The 21,028-nt window shown below is 47.1% G+C and carries 17 protein-coding genes; 10 read left to right on the forward strand and 7 right to left on the reverse strand.

Annotated features, from left to right (window positions below):
- Positions 1-3: 3 nt before the first annotated feature.
- From NJR55_RS00215 to NJR55_RS00245, 7 genes are all read left to right on the forward strand, one after another.
- Positions 4-1,044 (forward strand): aldose epimerase family protein, encoded by a 1,041-nt coding sequence (locus NJR55_RS00215; RefSeq protein ID WP_253616760.1) that lies wholly within the window; start codon positions 4-6, stop codon positions 1,042-1,044.
- A gap of 73 nt (positions 1,045-1,117) precedes the next feature.
- A complete protein-coding gene (locus NJR55_RS00220) occupies positions 1,118-2,050 on the forward strand; it encodes an ABC transporter substrate-binding protein (protein ID WP_253616761.1) in 933 nt (310 codons plus the stop codon).
- Between the two features lie 26 nt (positions 2,051-2,076).
- Positions 2,077-3,588: a sugar ABC transporter ATP-binding protein gene (locus NJR55_RS00225; RefSeq protein WP_253616762.1), complete on the forward strand. Its 1,512-nt coding sequence runs from the start codon at positions 2,077-2,079 to the stop codon at positions 3,586-3,588.
- Between the two features lie 4 nt (positions 3,589-3,592).
- Positions 3,593-4,615: an ABC transporter permease gene (locus tag NJR55_RS00230; RefSeq protein ID WP_253616763.1), complete on the forward strand. Its 1,023-nt coding sequence runs from the start codon at positions 3,593-3,595 to the stop codon at positions 4,613-4,615.
- On the forward strand, positions 4,612-5,571 hold the full coding sequence (yjfF, locus tag NJR55_RS00235) for a galactofuranose ABC transporter, permease protein YjfF (protein ID WP_253616765.1): 960 nt from the start codon (positions 4,612-4,614) through the stop codon (positions 5,569-5,571). Before NJR55_RS00230 ends, yjfF begins: the two co-directional genes overlap by 4 nt.
- Positions 5,564-6,445 carry an SMP-30/gluconolactonase/LRE family protein gene (locus NJR55_RS00240; protein WP_253616766.1) on the forward strand — a complete coding sequence of 294 codons (882 nt, stop codon included), beginning with the start codon at positions 5,564-5,566 and terminating at the stop codon, positions 6,443-6,445. The genes yjfF and NJR55_RS00240 overlap by 8 nt, the downstream gene beginning before the upstream one ends.
- Positions 6,438-7,418 carry a glycoside hydrolase family 43 protein gene (locus tag NJR55_RS00245; protein ID WP_253616768.1) on the forward strand — a complete coding sequence of 327 codons (981 nt, stop codon included), beginning with the start codon at positions 6,438-6,440 and terminating at the stop codon, positions 7,416-7,418. The genes NJR55_RS00240 and NJR55_RS00245 overlap by 8 nt, the downstream gene beginning before the upstream one ends.
- Positions 7,419-7,428: 10 nt before the next feature.
- Here NJR55_RS00245 and NJR55_RS00250 read toward each other — a convergent pair whose 3' ends face one another.
- Genes NJR55_RS00250 through NJR55_RS00260 form a run of 3 tightly spaced genes read right to left on the reverse strand, consistent with a single transcriptional unit; the run spans position 7,429 to position 12,146 of the window.
- Positions 7,429-9,789, reverse strand: coding sequence for a glycoside hydrolase family 127 protein (locus NJR55_RS00250; protein WP_253616769.1), 2,361 nt, complete (start codon positions 9,787-9,789; stop codon positions 7,429-7,431).
- A 60-nt stretch (positions 9,790-9,849) separates the two neighbouring features.
- A complete protein-coding gene (locus NJR55_RS00255) occupies positions 9,850-10,797 on the reverse strand; it encodes a glycoside hydrolase family 43 protein (RefSeq protein WP_253616771.1) in 948 nt (315 codons plus the stop codon).
- 26 nt (positions 10,798-10,823) lie between these two features.
- Positions 10,824-12,146, reverse strand: coding sequence for an MFS transporter (locus tag NJR55_RS00260; protein ID WP_420844447.1), 1,323 nt, complete (start codon positions 12,144-12,146; stop codon positions 10,824-10,826).
- A gap of 227 nt (positions 12,147-12,373) precedes the next feature.
- On the opposite strand from NJR55_RS00260, the gene NJR55_RS00265 reads away from it, so the two are divergent.
- The 3 genes from NJR55_RS00265 to NJR55_RS00275 all read left to right on the forward strand — a co-directional run bounded on the left by NJR55_RS00265 (position 12,374) and on the right by NJR55_RS00275 (position 18,380).
- Positions 12,374-13,408 carry an arabinan endo-1,5-alpha-L-arabinosidase gene (locus tag NJR55_RS00265; protein ID WP_253616774.1) on the forward strand — a complete coding sequence of 345 codons (1,035 nt, stop codon included), beginning with the start codon at positions 12,374-12,376 and terminating at the stop codon, positions 13,406-13,408.
- A gap of 224 nt (positions 13,409-13,632) precedes the next feature.
- Positions 13,633-15,429: a family 43 glycosylhydrolase gene (locus NJR55_RS00270; RefSeq protein ID WP_253616776.1), complete on the forward strand. Its 1,797-nt coding sequence runs from the start codon at positions 13,633-13,635 to the stop codon at positions 15,427-15,429.
- A 107-nt stretch (positions 15,430-15,536) separates the two neighbouring features.
- Complete coding sequence (locus tag NJR55_RS00275; protein ID WP_253616778.1) at positions 15,537-18,380, forward strand: TonB-dependent receptor; 2,844 nt, start codon at positions 15,537-15,539, stop codon at positions 18,378-18,380.
- 70 nt (positions 18,381-18,450) lie between these two features.
- On the opposite strand, the gene NJR55_RS00280 is transcribed toward NJR55_RS00275, so the two are convergent.
- The 4 genes from NJR55_RS00280 to NJR55_RS00295 form a co-directional block, all read right to left on the reverse strand.
- Entirely contained in the window at positions 18,451-18,972 is a 522-nt protein-coding gene (locus NJR55_RS00280) for a GrpB family protein (RefSeq protein WP_253616779.1), read from the reverse strand.
- 33 nt (positions 18,973-19,005) lie between these two features.
- On the reverse strand, positions 19,006-19,416 hold the full coding sequence (locus tag NJR55_RS00285) for a nucleotide triphosphate diphosphatase NUDT15 (protein WP_253616781.1): 411 nt from the start codon (positions 19,414-19,416) through the stop codon (positions 19,006-19,008).
- Positions 19,417-19,454: 38 nt separating this feature from the next.
- Positions 19,455-19,859 (reverse strand): hypothetical protein, encoded by a 405-nt coding sequence (locus tag NJR55_RS00290; RefSeq protein WP_253616783.1) that lies wholly within the window; start codon positions 19,857-19,859, stop codon positions 19,455-19,457.
- A gap of 183 nt (positions 19,860-20,042) precedes the next feature.
- Entirely contained in the window at positions 20,043-20,933 is an 891-nt protein-coding gene (locus NJR55_RS00295) for a metallophosphoesterase family protein (RefSeq protein ID WP_253616784.1), read from the reverse strand.
- Positions 20,934-21,028 lie beyond the last annotated feature (95 nt).

A 21,028-nucleotide genomic window follows, 5' to 3' on the forward strand; every position in this document is an offset into this window, starting at 1 on the left:
GCCATGGCTTTGTTCATTACAGAAAGTAAAGAAGTGCACGCTGGCTTTAGCCAGCCTCTGCGCTTTTTTACGTTACATAACAGCCAGGGTATGCAAGTTACTCTGGCTAACTTTGGCGCCAGCGTCCGTTCATTAAAAGTCCCCTGTAACCAAGGCGTTCAGGAAGTTACCCTTAATTACCAGGATCCGACTCTGTGGTTGAAAAACCCTTACTACTTTGGCGTTATTGTTGGCCGTTGCGCTAACCGTATAGGCCAGAGTCAGTTTTCAGTCGATGATCAGAACATTCGTCTGGTCAATAATGAAGGCAAAAATCAACTGCACGGCGGCCCGGAAGGCTTGTCTTTTCGCTTCTGGGACACAGAGAGCAAGGAAACAGCTGACACAGTGAGTGTCACATTCCATATTTTTAGCGCAGATGGTGATCAGGGCTACCCTGGTAATTTCAAAGCCTCGGTAACTTATTCACTGAATGATGAAAACGAGCTACTTATCGACTACCAGGCCACCACAGATAAAGCATGTCCGGTCAATATGACCAGTCATATGTATTTTAATCTGGCAGGCACGGGGTCCATTCTCGATCATGAACTGACTCTTCACTCCGACCGCTACGTAGAAGTTGACGAAGAACTCATTCCTACCGGTCGCTTAATTGATACAGCAGATTCGCCTATGGATTTCCAACGGGCCAAAACCATAAGGCAGGATATTGCGAAAACCGAACAGGGCTATGACCATTTTTGGGTAGCGCGAGACGAGAAAAGCCGTACCTTGCAAAAACTGGCTAAATTACGAGATCCGGTTTCCGGACGTACACTGGAGCTGTTCAGCACAGAGCCAGGCGTTCAATTTTACAGTGGCAACTTTCTGGACTCTTCAATACCCGGAGCTTCTGGTAAACCGTTACCACAATATGGAGGACTTTGCCTCGAACCTCATATTCACCCCGATGCGGTAAATCAATCCTCATTCCCTTCGGTCATTCTGTCCCCGGGGCAGAGGTATCAACAAAGCAGTCTCTATAAGTTTTCCAGCAGCTAACCGGCTGCTGAAAACACAGCAACATGAATTTGCCCAAAAATAATAAGTAAACAATAAGATAAAGGCGAAAAACATGAACATAAAGACATTAGCAATGATGTCGTTACTCCTGCTCAGTCAGAACGCAATGGCTGAAATTGTGGTAGGTTTTGCTCAGGTTGGCTCAGAAAGCGGCTGGCGAACCAACTTTAGTAACGACATGCGAGAAGAAGCCAAACGACGCGGCATCACGCTGAAATTTGCAGACTCTCAACAGCAACAAGCGAATCAAATTCGGGCGGTACGTACCTTTATTGCCATGCGAGTAGACGCCATTGTCATCGCCCCGGTAGTGGAAACTGGCTGGACACCCATTCTTCGTCAGGCGCAACGCTCAGACATTCCTGTAATTATTCTCGATCGCAACATTCGGGCGGACGAAGACCTATACCTTACCCGCATTGCCTCGGACTTTGTTGAGGAGGGAGTGAAAGCGGCTCAATGGCTAGTTGAAAACGAGCAGGACGAATGCCGTGTGGTTGAGTTGCAGGGGACCGTTGGTTCCACAGCGGCTATTGACCGGGGAACGGGCTTCAACCGCGTTATCGATAAACACGACAACATTACCATAGTACGGAGTCAGACCGCGGAATTCACCCGCAACCGTGGTAAAGAAGTAATGGAAAGCTTTCTCAGAGCAGAAGACCCAAACAGCATCTGTGCCCTTTGGGCACATAACGATGAGATGGCGTTAGGCGCGATTCAGGCAATTAAAGAGTCCGGCCTTGCTCCCGGAGAAGATATCAAAGTGATTTCCGTAGACGGCATTCCCGACTACTTCCTGGCTATGGCGAATGGCCTGGCGAATGTCACCGTTGAGTTAGACCCTCACCTGGGAGCCCCCACTTACGATGTTATTCAACGCTATTTGAAGGGCGATACGGACATACCAAAACTGATCCGCACCACCGGCGATGTTTACACTCAGGCCACTGCGGCTGAGGAATATCAAAAACGAAGCCAATAGGCCGCCTTTGTCGTTGGGAGAAAATTATGCAACAAGAACAATCAGAAAAAGCACTGTTTGAACTCAGTAATATCAGTAAGCAATTTCCTGGAGTAAAAGCTCTGGATGCCGTTAATTTCCGATTATTCCCGGGCGAAGTTCACGCGCTGCTGGGGGAAAATGGCGCAGGTAAATCAACGTTGGTAAAAATAATGACCGGCGTATTACCAAAAGACAGCGGAAGCATTCAGCTGCAGCAACAAGAAATAAGCCCGTCCAATACCGCAGAAGCCCAGAAGCTGGGAATAGCGCCTGTGTATCAGGAAGTGAATTTACTGCCGAACTTAAGCGTTGCCCATAACTTGTTCCTTGGCCGCGAGCCTACGCGTTTTGGTTGCATTCGCTGGCAACAAATGGCGGAAGACGCCCGCCAGTTATTAAAGCGTTTCAAACTGAATATTGATGTCACAGAGTCTTTATCTCACTACTCCGTGGCCATACAACAATTAGTTGCTATTGCCCGTGGCGTTGCCATGAACGCTAAAGTTCTGGTACTGGACGAGCCCACCGCCAGCCTCGATAGCAGCGAAGTAGACACTCTTTTTGATATTCTGCGTCAGCTGAAAAGTGAAGGCATCGCCATTTTGTTTATTACTCACTTTCTGGAACAGGTCTATCAAATTTCTGATCGCATCACCGTTTTACGTTCCGGCAAGTTAATAGGTGAATACCCTATTACCGACCTGCCTCGCGGCAAATTAATTGAAGCCATGCTGGGTCAGGAACTACAGCAGGTTACCGGAGAACAAACAGAGGCCACCGAGCCGGCAAAACGTGAACCTTTACTGACGGTGTCAAACGCCACTGTGCCGCACTCGGTCGATGATGTATCACTGACAGTCAATAAAGGAGAGGCTGTGGGTATGGCAGGCTTACTGGGCTCGGGACGTACTGAAGTATGCCGCGCGTTATTTGGCATCGACACACTGAAAAGTGGAGAAATCAAAATACGCCAACAGCCCGTTACCCTGAACCAGCCGGCAGACGCTATGCAGCAAGGCATTGCACTCTGCCCTGAAGATCGTAAAACTGACGGTATTATTGGCCCGCTTTCCATCCGCGAGAATATCGCTCTGGCCCTTCAGGTGCAGGCTGGCTGGTGGCGCTATATATCGCCGGAAAAACAAAGAACTCTGGCCAATCAGTACATTGAATCTTTTCACATCGCCACGCCCGACTCAGAAAAGCCGATTGAAGAACTCAGCGGCGGAAACCAGCAAAAAGTCATTCTTGCCCGCTGGCTGGCTATTAGCCCGCAGCTATTGATTTTAGACGAACCCACTCGCGGTATCGATATTGGTGCACACGCCGAGATCATTAAGTTAATTAAATCTCTGTGCGATGAAGGCATGTCGTTATTAGTGGCGTCATCCGAACTGGAAGAGCTGGTCGCCTTTGCTAACCGTGTTGTCGTTATGCGTGACCACCGCAAAGTCGCGGAACTACAAGGCGCGGAATTAAGCTCTCAATCCATCATGCATTCGATAGCCGAGGTGTAAATCAATGAACACAGAAACATCACATTCTTTTGCAGAGCGGCTGCTTAAATCACGCTATATCTGGCCCCTGGCCGCCCTGCTGTTAATGTTAATATTTAATTTGCTGCTGGACGCCTCATTCTTAGACATTCATTTTGATAACGGTCGTTTCTACGGTAACCCCATTGATATTCTCCACCGCAGTGCCCCGGTCGCACTATTAGCCATTGGCATGACAGTTGTAATTGCCACCGGCGGAATTGACCTGTCGGTAGGTGCCGTCATGGCTATTGCCGGTGCAGTTTGTGCCAATTTACTGGTAGCTACCGATGTCAGTCTGTTCACGGTACTCGTAGCCGGTATCGCCAGCGGTCTGTTATGCGGTTTGATCAACGGCGCTCTGGTCAGTTATATGGGCATTCAGCCTATTATAGCGACTCTGCTGTTAATGGTGACTGGGCGTGGCATTGCTCAGCTCCTGAACGACGGTCAGATAGTTACCTTTCAGCATGCCGGCTTCAGCTGGTTGGGAAGCGGCACTCTGCTTGGCATTCCCGTCACTATATGGCTGGTGCTGCTGGTTTTTATCATCAGCCAGTTAATGCTGCGGCGCACCGCACTAGGGCTTTTCGTCGAAGCCGTTGGCTGCAATTCAAGCGCCAGCCGCTATCTAGGAATTAATGACCGCACCGTGAAGCTGATGGCCTACCTGTTAACTGGCTTTTGCGCAGCTTTAGCTGGAATTATCAGTGCCGCCGATATCAACGGCTCAGACGCTAACAATGTCGGTTTATGGCTTGAACTCGATGCCATCCTGGCGGTGGTGCTCGGTGGTGCCGCATTAAGTGGCGGGCGCTTTTCTATTCCCTTGTCGCTGCTTGGCGTACTCATTATTCAAACCCTGAACACAACCATTATGGTCAGCGGTATGCCCTCTAAACTTAATTTATTGATAAAAGCACTGGCAGTGGTACTGGTATTGCTACTGCAGTCCGATATTTTCCGCAAGCAAATTAGCGGACTGGCCGGCAAATGGAGACACTCATGATTGCACGTCGATTTGTTCCCCTGCTCGCCACATTCTCTTTATTGGTGGTCATGTTTATTATTGGCGGCTTTCAGTTTGAAGGTTTCGCCAGTTTTCAGGTCGTTACTAACTTACTGACTGATAATGCGTTTTTATTAGTCGTAGCCTTAGGCATGACGCTGGTTATTCTCTCCGGCGGCATTGATTTATCTGTTGGTGCGGTGGTCGCATTAAGTGGCGTGCTCTGTGCCGTGCTTATCAGCGAATACCAATGGCCTCCGCTGCTGGTGTTTCCTCTGGTGCTGGTAATCGGTACTCTGTTTGGAACCCTGATGGGTAGCCTCATTTACTTTTACAAGCTACAGCCTTTTATTGTGACTCTTGCAGGTATGTTTTTTGCGCGTGGTCTGGCAACCACCATTAGCGAAGAGTCCGTTGGCATTGAGCACCCTTTGTATTACGCCGTTGCTGACTCCGGCATTGCACTTCCCGGCAATGCCTGGCTGCCGAGTTACGCCATTATTGTTCTTGCGGTATTAGCCGGACTCTTTTTGCTCACCCATTACAGTCGCTTTGGCGGCTACGTTTATGCCATAGGCGGAAACAGTCAGTCGGCGGCACTAATGGGCGTTCCTATAGCGCGCAGTACTATTGGTATTTACGCCATGTCCAGTTTCCTGGCTGCTTTTGCCGGTATTCTTTATACCTTTTATACCTTCTCCGGTTATGCCTTAACCGGTATTGGCATGGAGCTCGACGCCATCGCCGCGGTGGTTATTGGTGGTACGCTGTTAACTGGCGGTAGTGGGTACATTTTAGGGACATTATTAGGGGTGATGCTTATGGGCATTATCCATACCTATATTATCTTTGAAGGCTCGTTAAATAGCTGGTGGGCGCGCATTGCTATAGGCTTACTATTGTTCGTTTTCATTGCCTTGCAGAAAGTTCTGAACCGGAGTTCTCAACGTGGATAATTGTGATTTTATAACCAGCATTGATGTGGCTAACCGACTTGGTGAAGGCATTGTCTGGCATTCATTAACCAATACCCTGTGGTGGACAGACATTCACGGTTGCCAGCTGCATTGTTATCACTGGCACAGCGAAAAGCTGGAAACCTGGAGCACACCGGAACGCCTGACTGCGTTTTCTATCATTGGCACAGAGCCAGTAAAAATGATGGTGAGCTTCGCTTCTGGTTTTGCCATTTACGAACCCGAAACGCAGCGGGTTGAATGGATAGCCCGACCAGAACAAGAGCTTAACGGGCACCGTTTTAACGACGGTCGTGCGGATCGCCAGGGCCGCTTCTGGTCAGCCACCATGGTGGAACAGGACGAAGGCAGAAAAGGCAGCCTCTACCGAGTAGATGCAACCGGCTGCCATGCGGTGCTTGGAGGTTTCCAAATTCCTAACGCACTGTGTTGGAACCCGGAGGGTACACGTATGTATCATGCGGATACGCCGACCGGAACTATTCGTCAGTATGACTTTGATCCATTAAACGGGGTTCCTTCAAACTCTCAAGTATTTGCTTCGGTTCCACAGGGCGAGCCCGATGGGGCAATTGTCGATGCGCAAGGCTGTCTGTGGGTTGCTCTTTGGGGTGGTAATGGCGTAGCGCGCTTCAGTTCAAACGGGAAACTCGATGGCATTCTCGAACTGCCCGTGTCCCAGCCGACTTGTGTTGCTCTCGGCGGTCCCAATATGGACATACTCTTTGTGACCTCTGCCACCGAAGGACTTACGCCAGAGCAAAAAACCAGAGAGCCTTTAGCCGGCTCTGTTCTTATCTACCAGACAGGTTCCCGCGGCCTGCCAGAACCTAAAGTAAATTATTATGACTAACTATCTGGCTTTACTCAGTTTGCTTTGCTTCCCTTTATTCGCTGCAGCCGACGCCTTAATTCCACAGCGTGCCGACCCCTGGGTGCTCAAAGTTGACAATAACTACTATTTTACCGCTTCAGTGCCAGAGTTTAACCGCATTGAATTGCGACGTGCCGAGTCGGTAGCAGGTTTAGCCGAAGCTGACGTTAAAACCATATGGCAGCAACACGAACAAGGGGATATGAGCGCCAATATCTGGGCTCCGGAAATACACCGCATTGATGGTGCCTGGTACATTTATTTTGCTGCAGGCCGAGCTGACGCTCCTTTCAATATAAGAACCTACGTTTTAGAAAACAAAAGTGAAGACCCACTAACTGGTGAATGGAAGGAACTTGGACAGTTACAGACAGCTTGGGACACATTCAATCTGGATGCGACACATTTTCGTCATAAAGGCACCAATTATCTTGTCTGGGCTCAGCATCATCCTAAGTATGATTATAACTCTGCCCTTTTCATAGCTGAATTGCTCAGTCCGACAAAAGTGGGCCCACAGATCAAAATTTCGGAGCCTGAATTTGAATGGGAAACGAAAGGATACTCGGTGAATGAAGGGGCTTCGGCGTTGATTCGAAATGGCCGTATCTTCCTGAGCTTTTCCGCCAGCGCAACCGACGAAAACTACGCTATCGGGTTATTATGGGCTGACGCCGATGCTGATTTACTGGATGCCGGTAACTGGCAAAAGTCAGAGGAGCCAGTATTTTATACTAACCCAGAACGAAAACGTTACGGACCCGGCCATAGCAGTTTCACCGTTGATGAAAAGGGTCGCGATTTGTTGATTTATCATGCACGAAATTACCGGGAAATTAAGGGTAACTCCTTACATGATCCAAATCGCAACACCCGGGTTCGGTTACTGCGCTGGAGCGACGACGGGTTCCCTGATTTTGCTCAACAGGAACCCGACCTGAAGCTCGAGTAAACTATGCGGGTTATTCTACGGCGTGGCGTAATAAACGAACGCCGTAGATACCGCCAGCAATGCTGCCTTCATGCGCTTCAAAACGTACTGTTAACGTACTTTCATCGTGCAACTCTTCAGGTAACTCGTACTCGCGGCTAAACAGCTTAGCCCCCTGCTCTCCCTTTAAATGAACGCTGGTCAATTGCTCACCGTTAACCAGAACATCGAATCGGCGATCGCTGTCGCCACCAAAGTAGGTCAGTCTTAATACTCTGGCCTGCCCTTCCGGGTTCTTCATTTCATAACTGAACCAGCCAGAGGCGTCACGCCAGTGGTCGCCATTGTTAACCCCGGCCCGGGTCTCTTCACCTTTGAAGTAATGATCCGCCTCAGGTTGCTGCTCGCCCGGTATTAAGCTGTCCACCGTCAACTCTTCTAACTGTTGGCGTTCTTCACTCAACGACGACTGAGCGGCGCGAAATTGCTCCACTTTCTCTTCCGGACTATAAGGCCAGTAGAGCATGTAGCGCGAATCGTGCAGTCTAAAGAATGGAATTAAACGCGTACTGCCATTCTGTGCTGGTTGCAGCAGGTCATTAACTTCAAAGGTCAGTGGTTCACCGGGTACCGGCTTTATTTTATCCAGGAAATCCGGGCTATCTGCAACAAACATAGGCACCGACTCCAGCGGACATTGTTCACCCTGAGCAATGTGTCCCATGCGGCTGTCGTCGGCGACAAAATTAAGCTGCTCGCCCGGCATTGGGTCGGTTTTCGCGGCCAGAACAATAGGCCCGAATAGCACCGCATAGTAGTCACTTTTATCGGGCATTTGCTCTAAAGAAAGTTGCATAGGCAGCTGTAATTGAACCTTATCGTCCGTCTGCCAGTCTCGCTGAAGCTCAATGTATTCTCCCGGAGAAGCCGTTACTTCCTGTGCTTCACCATTAATACTAAGGCTAATCTGGCCACCTTCTACCCACCGGGGATAACGCAGCTTCAGAGCAACATCGGTTTTCTGATTAAACGTGATAGTCACTGAGTCGTCGTCCGGAAAGCGGGTGTTCATAGTTAAATCCAGCCCCCGCTCCTGCCATTGCAGACGCGAAGGAATAAACAAATTCACATATAACGACTGCTCGTCACTAGCGTAAATCATGCGCCCGTACTTGGCATGACTCTCAATACCCGAACCAACACAGCACCACATGGCATCATGCACTGCGGAATAAACCCGGTAGTGGTTCGGCCGCATAGGCGTGAAGTAAACCAAACCGCCACTTTGCGGATGCTGCGAAGATAAAATATGGTTGTACAGAGTGCGCTCATAGTAATCAATATAACGGGTTTCAGCACCGCGCTGGTAAAGCAACCTGGACAGCTTCAACATGTTGTAACTGTTGCAGGTTTCCGGCCCTTCCACGTCTTCAATCATGTCACTGAAATCGTCGCTGTCATGAAAGTGCTCACGCACACTGTTGCCACCAATAGCAACGGTGCGTTTTTTCACAACATTTCGCCAGAAATACTCGGCGGCCTCACCATAAGCCTCATCACCCGCGACGCCATGTACACGCTCAAAGCCCACCACTTTTGGGATTTGGGTATTGGCATGCAAACCGTCCAGTTGGTCCTTATGCTGACTTAAAGGCTGTAAAATTTGCTGATGGGAAAACTGCCGTGCCAGATGTAGATACTTCTCTTCGCCGGTAATTTCATATAAATCAGCAAATACGATATTCAGTCCACCATGCTCACTCACCAGCATTTGCTGAATTTGTTCATCAGATAACTCGCTAACTAATTCAATTGTCCAGTCTGTCAGAGCCAGCAACATATCCAGCGCTTTCTCATTATCCGTATAGCGATAAACGTCACGCAGCCCGGCGTACACTTTATCCAGGTTATACCAGGGAACCCATTTATCGTTCAGCACAAAAAGATCGGCATCAATATTACCAGCCTGAATTTCTTCCCACATGGCTTCACCGCCTGGAATACCACCTAAATACCCATTACCATTCGCTTTCTGCACTTCTGCCAGTGAGTTCAGCATATACTGCAAACGCTGGTGTATTTCTTCATTGCCGGTTGCAGCATAAGTAAGTGCTAACCCACTTAGGTAGTGTCCGCCTATGTGTCCACCCAAACCGTCGCCTTCCCAGTTACCGTAGCTTGGCTCTGGGCTCTCAATACCTGCCTGCTGGCGATAAGGTGCGAGCAAACGATCAGCGTCCAGCTCCAGTAAGTAGTTTAGGTTGGTATCCTGAGCGTGTTTAAAAGGGCTGGGTAACAAACTAACCTTCTGTAAAGGCACAGTCTCTACCGACTGACTTTGGGCATGGGAAAGGAAAGAAAGGGCAAGCAATAATGGAATAAGGTATTTCATAGTCAACTCCAAAAAAGACCCCGCTTTGGCGGGGTCAAGGGACACTACTCGTTTTCGTTGTTACTCGTCTCTGGAGGCTTTACCAAAAACGGGCATACCATCTTCATCCCACCGCAAATGTTTCACATAAGTATGGCGGTTTGGATCCCACAATGGGTCACCTTCAATTTCAGTGTAAGTACGGGCATGGTAAACCAGCAATACAGACTCATCGTCTTCGGCGACAGTAAAACTGTTATGCCCTGGCCCGAAAACTTCGTCTTTGGGTTCGCTTACTAACACAGGCTTAGCCGACTTATGCCAGCTGGCCGGATCCATTAAATCGGCGTCTTGATCCGCCCAAAGTAGTCCCATGGCATAGTTTTCGTCGGTAGCACTGGCAGAGTAAGTCACGAATACTTTACCGTTACGCTGCAGCACTGCTGGTCCCTCATTCACCATAAAGCCACGGCACTCCCACTCAAATTCAGGGATGGTCAGGCGAACAGGCTCTGACGACAGAGTCCATGGGTTCTCCATAGTCGCAATTAAGAGGTTTGAATTGCCGGGAATGTCTTCCTCTTTCTGAGCCCACATGTAATAGAGCTGGCCCTTGTGAGTAAAAGTCGTTGCATCAAGACAAAAGGTATCAATACCCGTGTCTATCTGCCCCATAAACTCCCACTCTCCGGTTAACGGGTTGTCATCTTTGCAGCGAATGGCGTACATACGATGCTGGAACAAATCGTCTTTGATTTCCCGACTGGGGGCCGCGGCAAAATACACATACCAGGCGCCTTCATTGAAATGAATTTCAGGCGCCCAGATAAGCTCAGAATAAGGGCCGGTATCCGGTTTGTGCCAAACCGAAACCGTTTCAGCTGACGCCAGGCCGTCAATAGTGCGCGCTCTTCTTAACTCTATTCTGTCGTAGGCGGGCACCGACGCAGTAAAGTAATAGAATCCATCGCTATGCTTATAAATAAACGGATCAGCTCGTTGTTCTATTAAAGGTTTTAAAATTGACATATGCCCTCTATCGGTATTATTAATCTTTAATTCTTCTCAGACTTTAACGTGGGAATCACCACTTCTTCGCCTTCTAAACCATCAGCTTTCATGGCTTTAAAGTATTTATCCGTAATTTTGTATTTGAACATCAATAAGCCCATTAAGGTGTGGAACACACCTGGAATAACACTGAGCATAAGCGCTATGCCGAACAGGGCAAACTCAGTTTGCTCCTGATCGGGAACATAACCGAAAAAGGTTAAAAGCGAACCGACAATAAAGCCCGCCAGACCCATACCGGCTTTTTGTGCAAAGGAAATACCACCGAAAGCTAAGCCAGAAACTCGCTCGCCGGTTTTGTGGTGACCGTAGTCGACCGATTCAGATATCGCTGACCAGAATACCGGTGCGTGTAAGTCGACAACAAAAGAAACCAGAAAATACAAGATAAAGGCTGCGACAACGTCATTTGGTCCGACAAAGAAGAACAGCATCACACTCAATACACCGACTGCCACCTGGCTATAGCGGAACAATTTAACTTTACAAAAGCGCTTGGTTATCCAGGTAGAAGCAATCATTGCAAGCAATGCACCGATAACGCCGGTTGCAAGGAACATCGATAACAGAGTGCTGTCACCACCAAGATAGTATTTGGCATAATAGGCAGCTACCGAACCCCGTATAACGTAGCCAATGGTGCCAATTACGCAAACTCCGACCAGAACTTGCCATTGATCATTTTTTAACAGGACTTTGAACTGCTGCCACAAAGATTTCGGGTTTATTTCATGACGCACCCGCTCAGTTGTCGTGAAGAAACAGAACAGGAACAGTATTGTTGCCATTAAAGCCATTAGCCCCATAGCAAACTGATACCCCTGAGCTTCCTGTCCTTCGCCCCAGCGCGCCGCCAGAATAGGTACAATAATAGTGACCAGAAACGCCGCTATTTTCGCAAAAAACAGACGGTAACCGTTGGCTGACAAGCGATCTTTAGGGTCGTTGGTCAGCACTCCAATAAGCGAAATGTAAGGGATAGTGACCGCGGTCGTCATGATAGTCATGAAGATATAAGTGGAATATGCCCAGACCAGCTTGCTTGCGTACTCTAAGTCCGGAGTTGTAAATGTCAGAAAAACGGAGATGCCAAAGGGAACGGAGAAGAATAAAAAATAAGGACGATAACGTCCCCAGCGAGTATCAACTTTGTCCGTAATGACGCCCATCAACGGGTCGGTGAAAGCGTCTACAAACCGGACTAGAAGTAAAAGTAGCCCGACATCTTCAGGTCTTAGACCGAAAATATCGGTGTAGAAGAAAGTTATAATGAGCATCATGGAGGATATGACGACGTTTACAGCCATATCCCCAGAGCCAAAACCAACCTTCTCCAGCGTTGTTAATTTTTGTGTTTTCACACATCCCCCGTCCGGCACATCATTATAAATTTGTTATCGAATTTTTTGATTGGTCATATTGTATTACTTATAAGTGGGTGTCAAGATACCTGACAGTAGGTAATTCAGTTTACGTTAACGTAAATAATTTTTTTATAATTAAAACGTACATAGATAAATAAGGGGTTCCACCTATGCCTAAAAACAATTCAGTTAAGTGGCTTAGTGCACTGGCTATCTCAGCTTCTGTCAGTCTGAGTTCCGTCGCCAATGCAGAACAAGTGAGTATTCACGATCCGGTCATGGCTAAAGAAGGGGATACCTATTACCTCTTTTCAACCGGCCCTGGTATTACCTTTTATAGCTCAGACGATATGGAAAACTGGCAACATGAAGGACGCGTTTTTGCCGGCGAACCCGAGTGGGCTAAAGAGGTTGCACCAGAATTTGGTGGTCACTTGTGGGCTCCGGATGTTTTTCACCATAATGATCAGTACTACCTGTATTATTCTGTTTCACAATTTGGCGAAAATACTTCTGCTATTGGCGTAACAGTGAATAAAACCTTAGACCAGGACTCTTCTGAGTACGAATGGGAGGACAAAGGCATTGTCGTTCAGTCAGTACCTAACCGTGATCTCTGGAATGCTATTGATCCGAACATCATTATTGATGACGACGGTACACCCTGGATGAGTTTTGGTTCTTTCTGGGCTGGTATGAAACTGGTGAAGATGAAAGATAACCTGACGGAGATTGCCCAGCCCGAAGAGTGGTATACCCTGGCCAAGCTCGACCGCCCGGCGTTTACACCAGATGCTGAAGCCGGACCTGCTGAAATTGAAGCGCCCTTTATTTTCAAGCATAACGATTACTACTACTTATTCGTTTCCTATGGAAAATGCTGCCGGGGAGCAGACAGCACCTATCATATGGCGGTTGGTCGCTCAAAAGAGGTAAAAGGCCCTTACCTCGATAAAGACGGTGTCGACATGGCAAAAGGCGGCGGCTCTATCGTGCTCAAGGGTAATGACGAATGGTACGGTGTTGGCCATAACAGTATTTACAACTTTGGCGACACTGATTATCTGGTTTTTCATGCTTATGAAGCCGCTGATAATGGATTGCAAAAGTTAAAAATTGCCCCCGTTAACTGGTCGGATGGGTGGCCAGAAATCGATGAATCCATACTGAAAGAATATCAAAGCAAGCTCATTAAAAAGGATTAAAACCTGCCCAGGATCCTATAGAGGGAAGCGTTTTGAAGAGTTTATCGACTCCTAAAAAGCTTCCCTTATTTTTGCCCACAAAAAATCAGTTAACGTAAACGTTAACCAACATTTTTTTGCATTTAGGGTTGCAACGGTCAAATACTGGTCATACACTCAACCGTATTATAGTAATACAAATACAGTTAACGTGAACGTTAACCTCGTTGACCAAATGTTAATTAATGAATAAGAATAAGGCAGACGAGAATATGGTATTAGGTAAGTTTTCATCATTGAAGTTAAAAGCATTGGTCATCGCAGGCTTCCTGCTACCAGCTTTTGGCACTTACGCCGAAGAAAGTGCACCAGACACTTTTACAAACCCAATTTACGAAAACGGCGCAGACCCCTGGCTGGAGTACTTTGATGGTAATTATTACCTGACAACGACCACATGGACCTCGCAGCTGGTTATGCGTAAGTCCCCTACTCTAGCTGGTCTGGCCGACGCCGAGCCAGTTTACCTTTGGTCAGAAACAAGTGCTGAGCGTTGCTGTAACTTTTGGGCGTACGAGTTTCATCGGTTAAAAGGCCCCAATGGTTACCGTTGGTACATGATGTTTACGTCTGGCCGTCAGGAAGACCTTGGCGGGCAGCATCTAACCGTACTTGAAAGTGCCGGTGACGATCCTATGGGCCCTTATACGCTTAAAGGCTCTCCAATGCCGGACAGCTGGAACATTGACGGAAACTATCTACAGTACGACGACAAACTGTATTTACTATGGTCTGAATGGGTGAACGCCGGTCAGGAAGACGAAGCTCAGTTGAACTGGATTGCCGAAATGGAAAACCCATGGACAATAACCGGCGAGCGTAAAGTGTTAACCCGCCCCGAATACGATTGGGAGCGTTCTGGTCGCCCCGTAACTGAGGGAGCCGAAACTTTACAGAGAGACGGTAGAACTTTTGTTATTTATTCCGCCAGTTACTGCGACACACCTGACTATAAATTGGGACTTATCGAGCTAACCGGGAACGACCCTCTTAATCCAAACCATTGGGAGAAAAACCCAGAACCCGTTTTTGAACGCGGCAATGGTGTGTATGGTCCCGGACATAACGGCTTCTTTTCTTCTCCTGACGGTACCGAAGACTGGATCATTTATCACGGCAATAGCAAAGAAACGGATGGGTGCAGCGCGACTCGTTCATTGCGAGCCCAACCATTTACCTGGAACGACGATGGTACCCCGAACTTTGGTGAGCCTGTACCGGAAGGAGAACCCGTAAACGTACCTTCAGGCGAAGACGGTCCATTCAAGGTTACTCCTCAAGGCACCTCTTTTGTTATTCGTAACGCTGCAGATAACCAATGTTTGGCTGATGCCGATTCGACAGCTGAATGCACCGACGATAACCAATGGGTTATAGATCCAATTGGCCAAGGCGAGTTTCGCTTGGCTAATGCTGAAGGTGAGTTTCTGACGGCTGCTGACTGCGGCACTGATAATAGTGCCTGGGAAAATAAAAGTTGCCAGAAATGGCAAGTCAGCACCGGCGAAAATGGATACTTGTCCTTCACCAACCTTGAATCGGACGAGACATTGCAGGGCCAGTGGCAGTTAAGCACGAATGAGCCAGTGGTAATGCAGAGTCGTCAAAGCGGCAAAGTAGCCAGCCTGAAAAACAACACATTAGTACAGCAGAACTGGGTAAATGAGGCTTCACAGCACTGGTATATTCGCGGCGCAGAGCAAGGGTTTGTGAACTTCGTTAATGCAGCAAACGAAAAGTGTCTGGCTATCGAGAATAACTCACTGGCCGCCGGTGCAACTGTAACCACGGGCGAATGTGCGAGCGACGCAGGTCAGTGGCGATTACAGCTTCACAGCAGCGGCGCTATGGAAGTTATTTCACGTCATTCAGGCTTAACGCTCGATTTAGCAAGCTGCGGACTTAAGGAAGGGATGTCCATTAACCAGGCTCCCGCTAATGACACCTTATGTCAGCATTTTTTTATAAGACAAGTGCAGTAGAACAATAACTTATAGCAGTAAGGTTACCTTCGGGTTTTATTTATATTACAGACACCGCTATGACTAAAACAAAAAAAGTTAGCGGCAAGATAGGAAGGGAAATTTTCATGTTTAAGAAAAAATTACTAGCAACGTCAATTATGCTGGCATTAATGCCAGGAATGGCTTTAGCTCAGCAACAAGCTGAAGACGAAAATACGGCGCAGCAAGAGGAATCCTCTGAGGCGATGGAAGTGATTCAGGTATCCGGTATCCGCGGCAGTTTAAACAAGGCATTAGCTGAAAAGCGAGGCAGTGTGCAAATTGTCGATGCAATTATTGCTGAAGATATTGGTAAATTCCCTGACAACAACGTAGTTGAAGCATTGCAGCGCGTAACCGGTGTGCAGACTACGGGCCGCGGTGCAGGCGAAGTTAGCACTGTGTCAATCCGCGGTTTAACTGATGTGCATACGACTGTGAACGGACGTAATATTTTTACTGGTGCGGGGCGTGATGTATCACTACAAGATATTCCTGCCAGCTTACTATCGGGTGTTACCGTTTATAAAACGCGTTCAGCCGCTCACGTTGAGCGTGGTATTGCGGGCTCAATCAACATAGAAACTCACCGCCCATTCGATTTTGATGGCGAAAAAGTTGTGATAGCGGCTCGAGGTATTTATTCAGATCAGCCGGATGAAATCGATCCCAATATCAGTGCACTGGTAAGTGATCGCTGGGAGATTGATGGTGTAGGCGAGTTCGGGGCACTGCTTAATGTTTCTTACGCAGAAACCCACTACCGCGATGACACGATTACTGCAGGAGCAGCCTTTCCATTTTTTACAGATCAACCCGCAACAGGTTATTCACCATACTCACGTATTCCAAATAGAGATTCGCAAGGTAATCTCATTTGGCAAGGGGGACGAGAGGATGGACTGCCTACAGCACCAGGTTCAACACTCAATGTAGATGGCGTTCCGACAGAGTATCTACTCGCACGTGATGCCATATTTGGCACATCTTTTACAGGTCTACGAAAACGTCCGGCAGCTTCGGTTTCATTGCAATGGGCACTCGACGAAACACTAGAAATTACTGCCGAAGGTTTTTATACCGGATATGAAAATAACTCTCAAAATGCTTTATGGTTTTCAAACACTTTTGAAAACGGTAACGGCACCATTGATGCGCCAACCATTTTCGATGGCACTAACGTCGTAAAAGAAAAACAAGCAATTGGCACGGGAGGTTTTCAAAGTGGTGATTCTAACGCAGAAAAAACTGATAGCTACTTATATGCGTTAGGTGCCGAGTGGCTCCCCAACGATTATTTGACTATCAATACTGAAGTTGTGTACCAAGAAAGTGAATATGAAAGTGACTTTTTTGCTATGCGTTTTGACCGTGTAGCGCCGGGCCTAGACGTTGATTTCAATGATAATGATGGCATACCTGGCATCTCATTTTGGGATGACCCAAATACTGCTGTAAACGAAGCCGATATGGCGGCGATTGAAAACTGGAACGCGGGCACCCTTTATGATAACGGCGACGGTAACCGGGGTGACTCTCTAGCCTTTACCTTCGATGCCGAGTATTTAGTTGGTAATGCCTACATCAATAAAGTGACGTTTGGTGGACGTTATGAAGACCGCACAGCTGAAGCGTTTACTCGTACTCAAGAAAGTGGAATTGCAAATACATCGGTTGCCAGTTTAATTGAACAGCTGGAAGCGGGGGGCGCGTCGGGTGATGGTTCGGGCGTCGTGTATCAAGTTGATGACTACCTCGATGGTCGCGCCGATGTATTCGACAGCTTTATTACTTCGGATGGCGGCTACTTACTTGAGAATGCCAGTGTAATACGCGATATTTATGGGCTCGAAGCCGAAGATGTCTATAAAACCTTTGATATTCAAGAGGAATCTTATGCGTTATACGCTACGACAAATTTCTTCTTAACAGAGAATATCAGTGGTGAAGTTGGCGTCCGTTACGTTAAATATAAACAAGATATGGCGTTTACAGCTGAAACGGGCACAAATACTAATGTGTTTGAGTCAAGTTCAGCTAAAGCTGACGCAAGCAAAGTACTGCCTAGTTTAATGTTAAACTGGAATATTACTGACGATGTTGTTGGCCGTATTGCTTATACCGAAACTCTACGTATGCCGGCCTTTGCAGACTTAAACGCACTGCAGTACTGGACTGACCCGCTCACCGAAGGTGCTACTTATGGTGAAGGTACCGGCGGCAACCCTGATCTTGAACCAACTGAATCGAAAAACTACGATTTATCGTTGGAGTGGTATTTTGCAGATTCCAGTTCAATTTATGGTGCTTACTTTAAGCGGGAAATTGAAGGGCTAGTAGTGCCTGGCCGTAAAACTGTTGTTCGTGAAGGTAATGATGGCGTAACCCGCCCTTATGTCTTAAGTGCACCTGTGAACGCGTCTAACGGTGAGCTATCTGGCTTCGAATTAGGGGCGGTTTACTTCCCTGAGAACTTACCATCTATGCTCGACGGATTAGGTGTACAGGCCAGCTTCACTTTGCTTGATTCGTCACAAGATACTCCAGATTATGATGAAGAAGGTAATATCTCTAATTATATTGACTCAAACATGGCTGGTGTATCAGATGAATCCTACAGTATTGTCGGTATTTACGAGCGTGACTCGTTCGACATGCGTTTATCCTATGTATGGCGTTCAGAATTCTACACGGGTAATGAAGCAGCTATATTTGCTAACCCATTACAATTTTGGAATCGTCCAGAACAAAGTTTAGATTTCCAATTTAGCTACGACGTTACCGATGATTTTGTAGTTACATTTGACGCAACTAACATTCTTGATGACGTTTACCAGAGCTATTACGGCGAAGGTAACGATAATCTGTTCAACTTTAGTAACGCTATTTACTCACGTACATTTGCATTGGGCGTCCGTTACTCGTTCTAATTTAGATTACCGAATAAGCCAGCTAAAACAAAAAGCTACCAATTATTGGTAGCTTTTTTTGCTCAAGTGCTCAGGCTTTTAACTTTTTAAGAACGGATTTAACAAAGGGTGATTTGAGCTTGCCGTATGCGTCTTGTTCTTTGACGCCCTGCTCTAAAATCGCTTTTTTTGATAGCTCATACTCTTTTCGAGCCGAAGGGTTGGAGAGCAAATAATCTCTATAATCTTTTTGTCTAGCGTGTTCCTCAGAGCCTTTTTCAATAACATGGGCATGAACAAGGTACTTTTCGCCCTCAAAAATTACTGCTCCGTCTTTACGGGGGCGTTCAGGAGGAAAAGGCTTTGCTGCAATTTGATCCTGAAAGCCTAAAGACTTCAGTCGGTTTATCGCTAAATCAATTTTGCCTTTTTCGTAAAGCACCGACAAATCGATAATACCTTTTCCGCCAACCTTCGCAGACGTTGAGCCAAAGTGCATAACGTCGATATCTTCGGTTTGAATCAACTGAATAAGCTCGCGAGCCACTAATAAATAGATACACGTCCATGGTTTAAAACCGGCGGGGACTTTTTCATATTTTACTATTTTCATAAACTCAACCTCAGCGGTATACAGCTTATAGGTTCAAAGCCAGTTGGTAATAGTGTAACCCTGACGAATAAGCGTTTGTAATGGCGGAAACAGCGGATCCGGAAGTTTATTCCAGTCAAACCAGTCCCAACCCTCACACTTATTCGGCTCCAGAGTTTTAGCTTCGCCGCTCAAAGGCTCCGCCAGCGCAAAAATGGTTACGTAGTGCTTATTATCTGCCTGGAACACGTTATTGGTGAAAGGCCCGTTCCGAACATTTGTGAGTTCAAGCCCTGTTTCTTCCAAAACTTCGCGTCGTGCACAGTCTTCAATCGACTCGCCAAATTCAAGATGTCCGCCTGGCGCAGACCAGGTACCAGCACCGTGAGCACCTTTCCTTTTACCCAGAAGTACACGACCATTTCGAATGATAAGAACACCCACTCCAACCTGCGGTAAAGACATAAATAAAACCTCCTTGTGGTTAATGCGTTAGTTCATCTTTATTCTTTCCAGAATAAATCAGCAGCATCTTTCTCTCTGGCCATCGCCTGCATGTCCGGCATAACTTGCTTCCCAACAAATACGAATACATCCTCGTATACTGCGTTAACAACGTTCCAACTTAATTCCGATTCACCGGCCAAAGCATATGGATGAAAACAAACCACTCTATCAGTAATTTTATTCCCGACTATTTCTAAACCCGCAAAATTGCCGTTATCTTCTCGGCGAGCGAAAACATAAACTTTGCCAGTGCCGGCGCCTCCTCGCCCAACACCTTCGGTAATAAATTCGTATTGGGAATTCCGGCCCAACAGAGTCCAGGGAGCAAAGTTATGCAGGTTTTGGCTCAAAAACCATCGCAGAGAGTTGGGTAGATTTTCATCCATTTTGAAGTCTGTCATTACATTCCCTTGTGCGCCTAAGTAGATAGTTGAAGCTGTTTATATTATCGATACTTCAAACACTTTTTGAGAAGGTTTGCTTTATCTTTACAACTTATCAGAAACACAATTTGATGGGCAGAGGCAATACTGAAACAAGGAGGAAAACCTGCCGGTAGTGATTCCGACAGGCTTTTGAAAACATTATTTACTGGGGAGTTCAAACCGATATTCATGACGCGCCAGCGGCTTTTCAACGTCTACCTGGTAAGTTTCTACCAGCACCTGTCCGTCATCAAAAATACTGAATACACGAAACATTGGCGTGTGACGAGTTTCGTCCGGTATTTTTGTGCGTTCCAGTGCCGGTATATGTAAATAATGAACACCATCAATCTGCTTAGAGTGGTTAACCCGTTCCATATCCATATGCAAATCGCCCGATATCACTGCTGCTAAATTCGGTTGCGCAACAATGTCTTTAAACCCTTCATGCGTCACACCTTTATCTGCATTTTCAGGGTACACACCCGTTTGTGCACCGTGAACAATAAGCAGTACCGGTTTAGGAGCGAGACGCTTCACCTGCTTCCGCATCCAGGCAATGCCCTCGTCGCCAAAATCCCGACCGAAATCCGGAGAAGCGAACACCAAAGCAACAGAGTCGCGCTCCAGAACATAGCTTGGTTTCTCTATGGAAATTTTACCGTCATTCCACAAGTTCGCATATTTCAGGTAACGCTCTACCGTATCGCCGTGCTCTTCGTTGCCCATAATAGGATAAAACGGCAGGCTCAGGCGCTGCAGAACTGGCGTCACATTTTCGTATTGAATTACCGTGCCTTTATGCGCAATGTCACCCACACCAACTACAAAATCCATAGTGCCGTCTTCCGCCAATTTGTTTACATCGTCAACGGCAGCAGATACACCCGGGAATTCCGCTTTAGGCTTAGGCTCAGCATCACCCAATACAGCAAACTTCAATACCAGGATGTCGTCAGAATGAGAAGCCTCAGCGCCATTAGCAAAAGCGCTCGTTAAGCTCAGGCATACTAGCAGGGAAATAACAGATAAGACTCGGATCACGGACATATAGCGACGCTCTTTGTTGGTGTTGAATCACGGGAGCGGATGCTATCGAATGAATGTGTCAGTGGCATTACGATTTAATGACAACAAAAGCCGCT

The organism is Idiomarina rhizosphaerae (assembly GCF_024159085.1).
Taxonomy (GTDB): Bacteria; Pseudomonadota; Gammaproteobacteria; order Enterobacterales; family Alteromonadaceae; genus Idiomarina; species Idiomarina rhizosphaerae.